The sequence below is a fragment of the Brenneria sp. L4-2C genome (genome assembly GCF_040240335.1).
Taxonomy (GTDB): Bacteria; Pseudomonadota; Gammaproteobacteria; order Enterobacterales; family Enterobacteriaceae; genus Brenneria.
Genome location: NZ_JBEIAC010000011.1, coordinates 73,866 through 87,008, shown reverse-complemented (window position 1 = coordinate 87,008; position 13,143 = coordinate 73,866). Strand labels below are relative to the sequence as shown.

Here is a 13,143-nt window from a genome sequence, read left to right as displayed (position 1 = left end):
AGGTGCCTGTTTTCCCTGGTGTTGGCGCATAATTCGCGCACCCCGGCTTCGGTCGGGGTCATTTTTTTTCATGACCGCCATCCCTGGCTTCCCTGACCGTTAACCCTCTTTCCCGCTGTTTTTACACGCCACCCAATCTCTCAGCACCTGAACATCATGACGCCAGTCGTGCTTGAGTTCGTCAATCCATTCCTGGACATTATCCCACCAGGCCGGCAGCGTATCCGTTTGTATCTGTTGCGCCACCTGCTGCAAATGACGAAGCCCGACCGATCCCGCCGCGCCTTTAATCTTGTGTCCTTCTTCGGTAATCCCTTTCTGGTCGCGCGCCGTCATGTTGGAATCAAGAATAGCCAGATACCCCGGCATCATTTGTTCAAACATATCCAGGCCCTGGTAAATCAATTTGGGTCCGACCAGCTCCAGATACTGTTCCAGCATCGCTATATCCAGCAGATCTTCGTTAGCCGCTGCCGCGACGCGGTTTTTTTCGGCAACGGGCGCATCGTCATCCCTAACCTGATGATCCCAATATTGTTTAATGACCGTCGTCAGCGCCGGCACCGACAGCGGTTTACTGAGCACGTCGTCCATGCCGGCGTTCAGGTACTCTTTTTTATCCTTCAATACGTTGGCCGTTAACGCGACCAGCGGCGGCAATCGGCGGTTGGCGTAACGCCTGCGGATTTCACGGGCAACGTCCAACCCGGTCATATCCGGTAGCTGAATATCCAGCAGCGCCAAATCGAACTCATCGGGATCGAACATATCCAGCGCTTCCTGCCCGGTCATCGCCACTTCCACGCTGCTGCCCAGTTTTTCCAGCACCGAACGCGCCACCACCACATTCAGCTCGATATCCTCCACCAGCAGCACATGCAGCGCCGGCAGCGGCATTTCATCATCATCCGGATTGCCGAGTTCGTCTTCAATGCCCGGCGCGGTAACCGTCAGGGTAAAGCAAGAACCTTTGCCCTGAACGCTGGTCACGTGGATATCTCCGCCCATGTTTTGCGCCAGACGTTTTGACACCGACAGACCGATTCCGGTGCCGGTCGCCGGTTTGCCGCCGTTCTGGTCTTTTACCTGATAGTACATGGCAAAGATTTTTTCCAACTCATCCGCCGGGATCCCCATGCCGGAATCCTCGACGTCGAAGCGCAGGCGGTCGCCTTGCTCATGCCATACGCGCACCACGATTTTTCCCTGCGGGGTGAATTTCACGGCGTTGCTGAGCAGATTCCACAAAATCTGCCGCAGGCGAGTGCCGTCGGTAATAATTTTCTGCGGCAGCGGCTGGTGCAACTCCATGATTAACTTCAGCCCTTTCGGCTGCGCCAGCAGACCGCCCAAATTCTCCAGATCGGCCAGAAAACCGGTGAAATCTATCGGCTGGTTATCCAGTTGCACCTTGCGACGCTCTTGTTTATCCATTTCAATCACGTCATTAAAGATATTGCCCAGCGTAATCGCGCTGACGTGAATGGTTTTCAGATACTTTTGCTGTTCCGCGTCAAGCTGCGTATCCAGTAAAATACGGCTTAGTCCGACAATGCCGTTAAGCGGCGTACGCAGCTCGTGGCTGATCGTTGAGATAAACGTGGTCTTCTCCCTGCTGGCGTTCTCTAACGCGTCCTGGTAACGCTTACGTTCCGTTATATCGCGCCCAAATCCCATCAACCCGTGCCGCTTGCCCGTGCGATCGTAAAAAGGCACCTTGCGCAACTCAAAACAGGCTTTGCGCCCGTCCGGATACACCAGCCATTGTTCATACGTCAGCGAAACGTTGTGGCGGAACACTTTCTCATCCGTTTCCATCACTTTTTCAGCGATATCCTGCGGATAAACGTCCTGCGGCGTCAGGCCGATCAGCTGTTTCTGACTTTTACCCACCAGCAACTCCATCGCGCGGTTGCAGCCGGAAAACTCTTTTTCTTCATTGCGGTAATAAACCAGGTCCGGCGAGGCGTCGAGGAAGGATCGTAATAACGCGGACTGTTGCTCCAGCTCAATCTGCGCCTGTTCACGGCGGGACATTTCTTCTTTCAGCTTGCTCACCACGTGCAAACGCGCCTCTTCCGATTTGATGCGATCGGCGATTTCCTGATTAAGCTGAGCGATGTTCTCCTGAAGCTGTTCGTTCAATTCAAGATCGCGATGACGCATCTCTTCCAGCTTCTCCACCAGCTTCGACAAACGCTGACGCGACTCTTCGAGCTGCTCCACCACAACGGAAAGGAAATAGACGGCCCACGGGGTAATCAACAAGCCGAAAAAGACCGAGCGCACGACGTCAATATTTTCCACTTTCCCGCTGAGCAGCAGGGTGACGGCCATCTGCACCACCATCGCCAGCAACACCAGCACCGAAGCCAGCAGCAGTGAAAAACGAACGAGTCCCAGTTTTACCATTAAATCAACGTAGTACTGAGCTAACAGGCGGATTTGCTTCATAGTGGTTTCCTTAAACGCGAACCACCGAATCATATCGTAAAATGGCGACGCATGCGGTAGCGGCGCCACATATAGTTCGCCCGCCGCCGGGTGAATTTGCGTTTTATCCTGCGCGCCCGACGGCGCTAGATGGGTTGGTACTGATAAGGCGTACCCAGCGCCGAACCCTGAACGCCGAACTGCTGTAGATAACGGTCCAGCTCCACCATGCCGGTCCAGCGATTTTCGCACCAGAGCGGCGCCAGCAGGGTCGGGCGTCTGGCGCTGGCGGAAATGCGGTGATAGATAATTTCCGGCGGCGTACGGCGGATCATCTCGCCGGCGGTCGACACATACTCTTGCAACGACAGCGCGGACAAGCGGCCCGCACGCCAGGCTTTCGCCATAATGCTGCCGTCGACAATGTGCAGCGGATGAAGCTTGATGCCCTCCACGCCGGTTTCAACCACCCGATCGAGCGTGGAGAAACAGCACTGCGCATCCTCTCCCGGCAAACCGACGATAAGATGACAGCAAACCTTCAGACCACGCTCGCGGGCGCGCCGAACCGTCTGTTGGTAACAGGCAAAATCATGACCGCGGTTTATCCGGTGCAGCGTTTTGTCGCTGGCGCTCTGTAACCCCAGCTCCAGCCAGACCTCATACCCGCGTTCATGATAGCCGGACAATAAATCCAGTACGGCGTCCGGCACGCAGTCAGGCCGGGTGCCGACGCACAGCCCCACCATATCCGCCTGATCCAGCGCCGCCTGATACATGCTTTGCAAGACATTCACTTCGGCGTAGGTATTGGTATAGGCCTGGAAATAGGCCAGATAGCGGCTCGCCCGGTTTACTTTCCCGGCCTGGGCGGCCAGCTGCTGCGCAATACTGCTCTGCTGCATCTGTTCATCGGCGAACGACGCGACATTACAAAACGTACAGCCTCCCCGTCCCAGCGTGCCGTCCCGGTTCGGGCAGCTAAAACCGCCATGCAGCGTGAGTTTGTGGATCTTCTGTCCATAGCGACGTTGAAGATTTCCACCAAACATGTTGATTAATTTTTGTAATTGCATATTCTGATTAGCCCTCTTTAGGAAGAGCAGCCTACTCCTTCGCCTCCTTTGTCGCGATGACGCCGATCAATCCCCTTTCTTAGAACAAAGTGAATTATTATTCGGTTTTAATGCAAATAAACGCATATTTTCCTTGATTAATTTTTCTAATCTTCCCACCGGGATTCATTAGAAGATGACGCGAAAATGAAAAACAGTGGCATAAGTTATAATACTTAATCAAAGCAGTATAAGATTCCAAAAAGCAGAAATATTGCAGCATGTCGGGGAGATATTATGATATATGTATAGTGATACAGCTCACAGTCCTGGCAAATCCGACAATCCCCCACCGGCAGATTTTAACTAAAAAAATCATTATCTTTCATAGATATAACTAAAAATTATTCCTTAATAACCTATTTTGCACGGGTATTTGACCTGAACAGGCTTTCTCGCTAATTTGGGGATCCGCTGGAAGCTTTCCCGATGAGTCATCGACTCGTCATATTTATGCAGTAAATGAAGACTCCCTCTAAAACAAGTCATTCATCACTTGTGAGACCGTCACGAGAGGCCAAAGAAAGAGAGCGGCAGGCATACGCAGCTCGACGCCACAGCGCCTTCTTGCGGTAGGTTACGAGAGTCATACAGAGCCCGGGGAGGTTCACTATTATGTTGTACGATGCATCTCAAGAGAGAGACAACTGTGGCTTTGGCTTAATCGCCCATATAGAAGGCGAGCCGAGCCACAAGGTAGTGCGTACCGCGATTCACGCACTTGCCCGCATGCAGCACCGTGGCGCGATCCTTGCTGACGGCAAGACCGGCGACGGCTGCGGCTTATTGCTGCAAAAACCCGATCGTTTCTTCCGGATGGTGGCGGAAGAGCGTGGCTGGCGCTTAGCCAAAAATTACGCCGTCGGCATGATGTTTCTCAATCAGGATGAAGAGCTGGCCCAGGCCGCCCGCCGAATTGTCGAAGAAGAGCTGCAAAACGAAACGCTTTCCGTCCTTGGCTGGCGTGAAGTGCCGACCAATCCTGACGTATTGGGTGAAATCGCGCTTTCCTCACTGCCGCGTATAGAACAAATCTTCGTCAATGCGCCGGCCGGCTGGCTGCAAAGCGATATGGAACGCCGTCTGTTCATGGCGCGTCGCCGCATCGAAAAACGGATTCAGGACAAAGAGTTCTACGTTTGCAGCTTCTCCAATCTGGTGACGATCTATAAAGGCCTGTGCATGCCGGCGGATCTGCCGCGCTTCTATCTCGACCTGGCCGACCTGCGTCTGGAATCCGCCATCTGTCTGTTCCATCAGCGTTTCTCGACCAACACCGTGCCGCGCTGGCCGCTGGCGCAGCCGTTCCGCTATCTGGCGCACAACGGCGAGATCAACACCATTGCCGGCAACCGCCAATGGGCGCGCGCCCGTGCTTATAAATTCAAAACCCCGTTGATCCCCGACCTGCAAGATGCCTCCCCGTTCGTCAACGAAACCGGCTCTGACTCCAGTTCGCTGGATAACATGCTGGAACTGTTCCTCAGCGGCGGGATGGATATTATCCGCGCCATGCGTCTGCTGGTGCCGCCGGCCTGGCAGAACAACCCGGATATGGATCCGGAACTGCGCGCCTTCTTTGACTTCAACTCCATGCATATGGAGCCGTGGGACGGCCCTGCCGGCATCGTGATGTCCGACGGGCGCTACGCCGCCTGTAACCTGGACCGTAACGGTCTGCGCCCGGCGCGCTACGTCATCACCAAAGATAAGCTGATCACCTGCGCCTCCGAAGTGGGCATCTGGGATTATCAACCGGATGAAGTGGTGGAAAAAGGCCGCGTCGGGCCGGGTGAATTGATGGTTATCGACACCCGCCATGGGCGCATTCTGCACTCGGCCGAAACCGATGACGACCTCAAAAGCCGTCACCCGTATAAAGAGTGGATGGAGAAAAACGTCCAGCGCCTGGTGCCGTTTGAAGATCTGCCGGACGATCAGGTCGGCAGCCGCGAATTCGACGATACTCTGCTGGAAACCTATCAGAAGCAGTTTGGCTACAGCGCCGAAGAGCTGGATCAAATCCTGCGCGTGCTGGGCGAAAACGGCCAGGAAGCCACCGGCTCCATGGGCGATGACACGCCGTTTGCCGTGCTTTCCAGCCGTCCGCGCATTATTTATGACTATTTCCGCCAGCAGTTCGCCCAGGTGACCAACCCGCCGATCGATCCGCTGCGCGAAGCGCACGTGATGTCGCTGGCGACCTGTATCGGCCGTGAAATGAACGTCTTCTGCGAAGCGGAAGGTCAGGCGCACCGTCTGAGCTTTAAGTCGCCGATCCTGCTCTACTCCGATTTCAAGCAGTTGATCTCTCAGGATCAACAGCACTATCGCGCGGATGTGCTGGATCTGACGTTCGAGCCTGAAAAACAAACGTTGCAACAGACCATTGATACGCTGTGCGACGCCGCCGAACATAAGGTGCGCGACGGCGCGGTGCTGCTGGTGCTTTCCGACCGCGGCATTAGCGAAAAACGCCTGCCGGTGCCGGCGCCGATGGCCGTCGGCGCCATTCAACGCCGTTTGGTCGAGAAGAGCCTGCGCTGCGACGCCAACCTCATTGTCGAAACCGCCAGCGCGCGCGATCCGCACCATTTCGCGGTGCTGCTGGGCTTCGGCGCCACGGCGATTTATCCTTATCTCGCCTACGAAACGCTGGCGCGTCTGGTGGATAACCGCACCATTGAAAAACCGCATCGCGCGGTGATGCTGAACTACCGTAACGGCATCAACAAAGGGCTGTACAAGATCATGTCCAAGATGGGCATCTCCACCGTCGCATCCTACCGTTGCTCCCGGTTGTTCGAAGCCGTCGGCCTGCATCAGGATGTCTCGACCCAGTGCTTCCAGGGGGTGGTCAGCCGTATCGGCGGGGCCAACTTCAGCGATTTCGAGCAGGATTTGCTGAACCTGTCCAAGCGCGCCTGGCTGAAGCGCAAAACGCTGGATCAGGGCGGACTGCTGAAATTCGTACACGGCGGCGAGTACCACGCCTACAACCCCGATGTGGTCACCACCTTGCAAGCCGCAGTGAAGAGCGGCGAGTACGGCGATTACGAACACTATGCCAAGCTGGTTAATCAGCGTCCGGCCGCCACCCTGCGCGATCTGCTGGCGTTGAAACCACAGGAAGGCGCCGCGATTTCCATCGATGATGTCGAACCCGCGACAGAAATGTTCAAACGCTTTGATACCGCGGCGATGTCAATCGGCGCTCTCAGCCCGGAAGCGCATGAGTCGCTGGCGGAAGCGATGAACGGCCTGGGCGGTTTCTCCAACTCCGGGGAAGGCGGGGAAGATCCGGCGCGTTACCGCACCAACAAGGTTTCCCGTATCAAACAGGTCGCGTCCGGCCGCTTTGGCGTCACCCCCGCCTATCTGGTCAACGCCGACGTCATTCAGATTAAAGTGGCGCAAGGCGCCAAGCCCGGCGAAGGCGGACAGTTGCCTGGCGATAAGGTCACGCCGTACATTGCCAGACTGCGTTACTCGGTGCCGGGCGTAACCTTGATTTCACCGCCGCCGCACCATGATATTTATTCAATCGAAGACCTGGCGCAGTTGATTTTCGATCTGAAACAGATCAATCCGAAAGCCATGATTTCGGTAAAACTGGTTTCCGAACCCGGTGTCGGCACCATCGCCACCGGCGTGGCGAAAGCCTATGCCGACCTGATTACTATCGCCGGTTACGACGGCGGTACCGGCGCCAGTCCGCTAACGTCGGTGAAGTATGCCGGCTGCCCGTGGGAATTGGGGCTGGTGGAAACGCAGCAGGCGCTGGTCGCCAACGGTTTGCGCCACAAAATCCGTCTACAGGTGGATGGCGGTCTGAAAACCGGGCTGGACATCATCAAGGCGGCGATACTGGGCGCGGAAAGTTTCGGCTTCGGTACCGGCCCGATGGTCGCGCTCGGCTGTAAATACCTGCGCATCTGCCACCTGAACAACTGTGCGACCGGCGTCGCCACCCAGGACGAAAAGCTGCGTCGCGAGCACTACCACGGTTTGCCGGAACTGGTCGCCAACTACTTCCGCTTTATCGCGCACGAAACCCGTACGCTGATGGCGGAACTGGGCGTAAGCCGTCTGGTGGATTTGATCGGCCGCACCGACCTGCTGGTCGAACTGGATGGTTTCACCGCCAAACAGAACAAACTGGATCTCTCGCCGCTGCTGCACACCGCGCAGCCTCAGCCCGGTAAAGCGCTGTACTGCACCGAGAGCAATCCGCCCTTCGATAAGGGGCTGCTGAACAAAGAGCTGCTGACGCAGGCGCTGCCTCATGTGGAAGCCAAACAGAGCAAAGCGCTCTACTTTGATATCCGCAACACCGACCGTTCGGTCGGCGCGACCTTGTCCGGCGAAATCGCCGCACGGCACGGCGACCAGGGGCTGGCAAGCGATCCGATTAAAGTCTACTTCTCCGGCACCGCCGGACAGAGCTTTGGCGTCTGGAATGCGGGCGGCGTTGAACTGACGCTGACCGGCGATGCCAATGACTACGTCGGTAAAGGCATGGCGGGCGGCTGTATCGCCATTCGTCCGCCGGTCGGTTCGGCATTCCGCAGCCATGAAGCCAGCATTATCGGCAACACCTGCCTGTACGGCGCCACCGGCGGCAAGCTCTTCGCCGCCGGCCGGGCGGGCGAACGTTTTGCCGTACGTAACTCCGGCGCCATCACCGTGGTGGAAGGTATCGGCGATAACGGCTGTGAGTACATGACAGGCGGTATCGTGTGTGTACTGGGCCGCACCGGCGTCAACTTTGGCGCGGGCATGACCGGCGGTTTCGCCTACGTGCTGGACGAAGACGGCGAATTCCGCAAGCGTGTCAACCCTGAACTGGTGGAAGTGCTGGATGTAGAACAGCTGGCTATTCATGAAGAACATTTGCGCGGACTGATTACCGAGCATGTGCAGCATACCAGTTCGCAACGCGCAGAAGAGATCCTCGCTAACTGGCCGGCATGGGCATCGAAATTTGCTCTGGTGAAACCGAAGTCAAGTGATGTGAAGGCATTGTTGGGTCACCGTAGTCGTTCCGCAGCCGAGCTGCGGGTTTTGGCGCAGTAAGAGGTCATCATGAGTCAGAATGTGTATCAATTTATCGACCTACAGCGCGTTGATCCGCCCAAAAAACCGCTGAAAATTCGTAAAATTGAATTTGTTGAAATTTACGAGCCGTTCTCGGAAAGTCAGTCCAAGGCGCAGGCGGACCGCTGCCTGTCATGCGGCAACCCCTATTGCGAGTGGAAATGCCCGGTCCATAACTATATTCCCAACTGGCTGAAGCTGGCCAATGAAGGCCGGATTATCGAAGCGGCCGAGCTATCGCACCAGACCAACAGCCTGCCGGAAGTCTGCGGCCGGGTGTGTCCGCAGGATCGCCTGTGCGAAGGCTCCTGTACGCTGAATGACGAATTCGGCGCCGTCACCATCGGCAACATTGAGCGCTATATCAACGACAAGGCATTGGAGATGGGCTGGAAGCCCGATGTTTCCAACGTGCAGCCGACCGGCAAACGCGTGGCGATTATCGGCGCCGGCCCGGCGGGACTGGCCTGCGCCGACGTATTGGCGCGCAACGGCGTACAGGCGGTGGTGTTCGATCGTCACCCTGAGATCGGCGGTCTGCTGACCTTCGGTATTCCGGCATTCAAGCTGGGTAAAGAAGTCATGGTCAAGCGCCGTGAGATTTTCAGCGGCATGGGCATTGAATTCCGTCTGAACACCGAAGTCGGTAAAGATGTGCAGATGAAAGAGCTGCTGGATGAATATGATTCCGTATTCCTCGGCGTGGGGACGTATCAATCCATGCGCGGCGGGTTGGAAAACGAAGACGCGTCCGGCGTTTATGACGCGCTGCCCTTCCTGATCGCCAACACCAAGCAATTGATGGGCTTTGAGGCATCGGTTGAAGAACCCTATATCTCCATGCAGGGCAAGCGTGTGGTGGTGTTGGGCGGCGGCGACACCGCGATGGACTGCGTACGGACGTCAATTCGTCAGGGCGCGACGCACGTTACCTGCGCCTATCGTCGTGATGAAGCGAACATGCCGGGCTCCAAACGCGAAGTGAAAAACGCGCGTGAGGAAGGGGTGGAATTCAAATTCAACCTGCAACCATTGAGCATTGAAATCAACGGCGCCGGTCAGGTTTGCGGCGTCAGGATGGCGCGCACCGCGCTGGGCGCGCCCGATGTCAACGGCCGCCGGCGTCCTGAAATCGTTGAAGGTTCAGAGCATGTGCTGGAAGCGGACGCTATCGTCATGGCATTCGGTTTCCGTCCGCATAAGATGGATTGGCTGGCGGAATACGGCGTGGAGCTGGACGGGCAAGGTCGCATTATCGCGCCGGAAAGCATTGAAAACGCCTTCCAGACCAGTAATCCCAAAATCTTTGCCGGCGGCGATGCCGTACGGGGTTCCGATCTGGTGGTGACCGCCATTGCCGAAGGACGTAAAGCCGCCGACGGTATCATGAACTACCTGGAAGTATAACCTCCCCTTACCTGAGCCGATTCTCCGGCTCAGGTAACATCCTGCTACATTATCTCACTTAATAGCCATTAATCATCATAATCAACTAGTTGTCATCTGCTATCATAGTAGCCAGTATGGCTATATGGCTTTATATCGATATTAACTATAAGTTTAGTTTATCTTAAGGAGATCACATGACAGCTAAAGTAGCGCTGGTAACCGGCGCAGGACAAGGGATTGGTCAGGCTATCGCCCTGAGACTGGCAAAAGACGGTTTTGCCGTTTCCGTCGTGGATTACAATGCCGATACCGCGAAGAAAGTGGCTGAAGAGATCAATCAAGCCGGCGGAAAAGCGATCGCTGTTCAGGCTGATGTTTCCGATCGCGATGCGGTTTTTGCCGCAGTAGAAGAAACGAAGAAACAGCTCGGCGACTTCAATGTCATCGTCAACAATGCCGGTATCGCCCCCAATATGCAGTTTGAAGTGACGCCGCCGGAAATCATTGAGCGCGTTAATAAAATCAACGTCAACGGCGTTATCTGGGGGATGCAGGCCGCGATTGAAGCCTTTAAATCCCTCAAACACGGCGGAAAAATCGTTAATGCCTGTTCACAGGCCGGCCATCTGGGCAACCCTGACCTGGCGGTTTACAGCGCGAGTAAATTTGCCGTTCGCGGCCTGACGCAAAGCGTCGCGCGCGAGGTGGCGAAATATGGCATTACCGTAAACGGTTATTGCCCTGGGGTAGTGAATACGCCGATGTGGCGGGAACGAGATCGCATCGTTTCAGAAGAAGCGGGCAAGCCCGCAGGTTATGCGACTAGCGAATTTGCCAAGCAAATCGCGCTGGGCCGTCTTTCCGAACCGGAAGATGTGGCCGCCTGCGTGTCTTATCTCGCCGGCCCTGACTCTGACTATATGACGGGACAATCCTTACTGATCGATGGCGGTATGGTGTTCAGCTAATCGCTGACTCGCATATCGATGCGTAGCCGGGCCGCAGGCCCGGTTGTTCCCCGCCGCGCCTTATCTGAAGCGTCAGGTGTTGTATAAATCCACAACCTCCTGCTCCGTCATTTCCAGAGTTTTCTCCGCAAACGAATAATAGTTGGGTTTTTTGTCGATATAGATCTGAGCGACAAGTTTTTTCTCGGTATTGTCGTCAAACAGTGAAACCGGCACGAAATAGTTCTCTGGCGAGAGTAGTCTAAAAAACAGATGCGAGCCGCATACCTTACAAAACGCCCGCTCAGCCCATTCTGAAGAGCGATATGACGTGATATTGTCTTCACCTTCTATCGATATATCATTCTGACAATCCACCGACATAAAAGGCCCGCCGCTCCACTTCTCGCACATACCGCAATGGCAGGCCGTTACCCCTTTAATCGCTTTCGTGGTCGTAATCGTCACGCCGCCGCATAAGCAGGTTCCCCTATTCATCATATCCTCCGTTACAGAATATAGAGATCAGGGTAACAATGATAATCTGACAATGTAGATCGTCAACTCAGGATGTAGAAAGGGCACAATCGCTGTGCCCTTGTTTGAATGAACTATTTAACGACCCGCAACGAGGGTCTTCCCCCCTTGGGAGGCTCGGGAGGTTCATCATCAGGATTACCGTCTTCATCCGTCACGACTGGCGGATTATTATCGACGATCGACATCACCGTGCCGGATGTGGCAGTTTCATCCTGGAAATTGTCAAACTCTCCCGCCGACTCATACGCGGGTTCTGGCTCAAACATCGTGCCTGCGCCATTTTCACGAGCGTAAATGGCCAGCACTGCCGCCATCGGTACGTAAACCTGACGCGGCACGCCGCCAAAGCGGGCGTTAAAACGAACGCTGTCATCTGCTAACTCAAGACCGCCGACGGCTCGGGGGGCGATATTCAGCACTATCTGCCCGTCACGAGCAAACTCCATCGGAACCATAACCCCCGGCAGAGTCACGTCGACCACCAGGTGAGGCGTCAACTGGTTATCGAGTAACCAATCATAGAAAGCCCGCAATAAATACGGACGACGCGGAGACAGTTGAGACAACGCCATGTCGTTTAACCTCTGGTTTGCAAACGCATTTCACGCTCAGCTTCCGTCAGGGAAGCCAGGAACGCATCACGCTCGAATACGCGTGTCATGTAACCTTTCAGTTCTTTCGCGCCGGAACCGCTTAACTCAATCCCTAATTGCGGCAAACGCCATAACAGGGGAGCCAGATAACAGTCTACCAGGCTGAACTCTTCGCTCATGAAGTAAGGCGCTTCGTTGAACACCGGCGCAATCGCCAGCAGCTCTTCTCGCAGTTGTTTGCGAGCGGCGTCGGCTTCCTGTGCGCTGCCACGCATGATTTTCCTCAGCAAAGAGTACCAGTCATTCTCAATACGGTGCATCATCAGACGACTGTTGCCGCGCGCAACCGGGTAAACCGGCATCAGCGGCGGATGAGGGAAACGTTCATCCAGATACTCCATGATAATGCGTGATTCATAGAGCGTCAGTTCGCGGTCGACGAGGGTCGGAACTGAACCATAAGGATTGAGGTCAATAAGATCCTGCGGCAGATTATCCATGTCTACCTGCTCAATCTCGACACTCACACCTTTCTCCGCCAGGACAATGCGGACCTGATGGCTAAAAATGTCGGACGGACCAGAAAACAGCGTCATTACCGAACGTTTGTTGGCAGCGACAGCCATGAAAACCTCCAAGTTTATCGAAAAATACGGCGAATAGCCGATCTGCTATTATCCTGCAAACCCATCTCTTGCATTTTGTCATTCGGGATAAAAAACCACTTGGCAAAATTAGTCGTTTTAGAAAAAAACCACTTGCTGGCAAACAGGCATAAAATCGGCGAACAGTTTATCAGATTTTGTTCGTTCTGTGGGGCCGGTAGCGTAACTTCATCATTAACACACAGAAAATAAAGACTATTTTTTTTCGATGAAGATAATCTTTGCGGCCAGGCAATTTCCGCCTCGGCCGAAGGGTAGAGGCAACATGCCGCCATAAATTTTCAACATCGCCGGTTGCGATCCGCAAGATGGCGCTCAGGGAGAGACCGGCATAAAAAAACCCGGCGACAAGCACCGGGTTTTT

Annotated in this window: 8 protein-coding genes; 3 read left to right on the top strand and 5 right to left on the bottom strand. The window is 55.1% G+C overall.

All coding sequences use genetic code 11. The features are described from left to right. Window positions 1-99 precede the first annotated feature (99 nt). Both arcB and mnmL read right to left on the bottom strand, forming a co-directional pair. Complete coding sequence (gene arcB / locus ABRZ26_RS16205; protein ID WP_319605188.1) at window positions 100-2,454, bottom strand: aerobic respiration two-component sensor histidine kinase ArcB; 2,355 nt, start codon at window positions 2,452-2,454, stop codon at window positions 100-102. 125 nt (window positions 2,455-2,579) lie between these two features. Beyond that, window positions 2,580-3,509, bottom strand: coding sequence for a tRNA modification radical SAM protein MnmL/YtqA (gene mnmL / locus ABRZ26_RS16200; RefSeq protein ID WP_319605187.1), 930 nt, complete (start codon window positions 3,507-3,509; stop codon window positions 2,580-2,582). Between the two features lie 654 nt (window positions 3,510-4,163). On the opposite strand from mnmL, the gene gltB reads away from it, so the two are divergent. The 3 genes from gltB (at window position 4,164) to ABRZ26_RS16185 (ending at window position 11,002) form a co-directional block, all read left to right on the top strand. Further along, window positions 4,164-8,624 carry a glutamate synthase large subunit gene (gene gltB / locus ABRZ26_RS16195; RefSeq protein ID WP_319605186.1) on the top strand — a complete coding sequence of 1,487 codons (4,461 nt, stop codon included), beginning with the start codon at window positions 4,164-4,166 and terminating at the stop codon, window positions 8,622-8,624. A gap of 9 nt (window positions 8,625-8,633) precedes the next feature. Further along, entirely contained in the window at window positions 8,634-10,052 is a 1,419-nt protein-coding gene (locus ABRZ26_RS16190; protein ID WP_319605185.1) for a glutamate synthase small subunit, read from the top strand. A gap of 176 nt (window positions 10,053-10,228) precedes the next feature. Next, window positions 10,229-11,002, top strand: a complete 774-nt coding sequence (locus tag ABRZ26_RS16185; RefSeq protein ID WP_319605184.1) for a (S)-acetoin forming diacetyl reductase — start codon at window positions 10,229-10,231, stop codon at window positions 11,000-11,002. A 72-nt stretch (window positions 11,003-11,074) separates the two neighbouring features. Here ABRZ26_RS16185 and ABRZ26_RS16180 read toward each other — a convergent pair whose 3' ends face one another. The 3 genes from ABRZ26_RS16180 to sspA all read right to left on the bottom strand — a co-directional run bounded on the left by ABRZ26_RS16180 (window position 11,075) and on the right by sspA (window position 12,740). Beyond that, on the bottom strand, window positions 11,075-11,482 hold the full coding sequence (locus ABRZ26_RS16180) for a GFA family protein (RefSeq protein ID WP_319605183.1): 408 nt from the start codon (window positions 11,480-11,482) through the stop codon (window positions 11,075-11,077). A gap of 110 nt (window positions 11,483-11,592) precedes the next feature. Next, a complete protein-coding gene (sspB, locus tag ABRZ26_RS16175; protein ID WP_319605182.1) occupies window positions 11,593-12,093 on the bottom strand; it encodes a ClpXP protease specificity-enhancing factor in 501 nt (166 codons plus the stop codon). 5 nt (window positions 12,094-12,098) lie between these two features. Then, window positions 12,099-12,740: a stringent starvation protein SspA gene (sspA, locus tag ABRZ26_RS16170; RefSeq protein WP_319605181.1), complete on the bottom strand. Its 642-nt coding sequence runs from the start codon at window positions 12,738-12,740 to the stop codon at window positions 12,099-12,101. Between the last annotated feature and the right edge of the window lie 403 nt (window positions 12,741-13,143).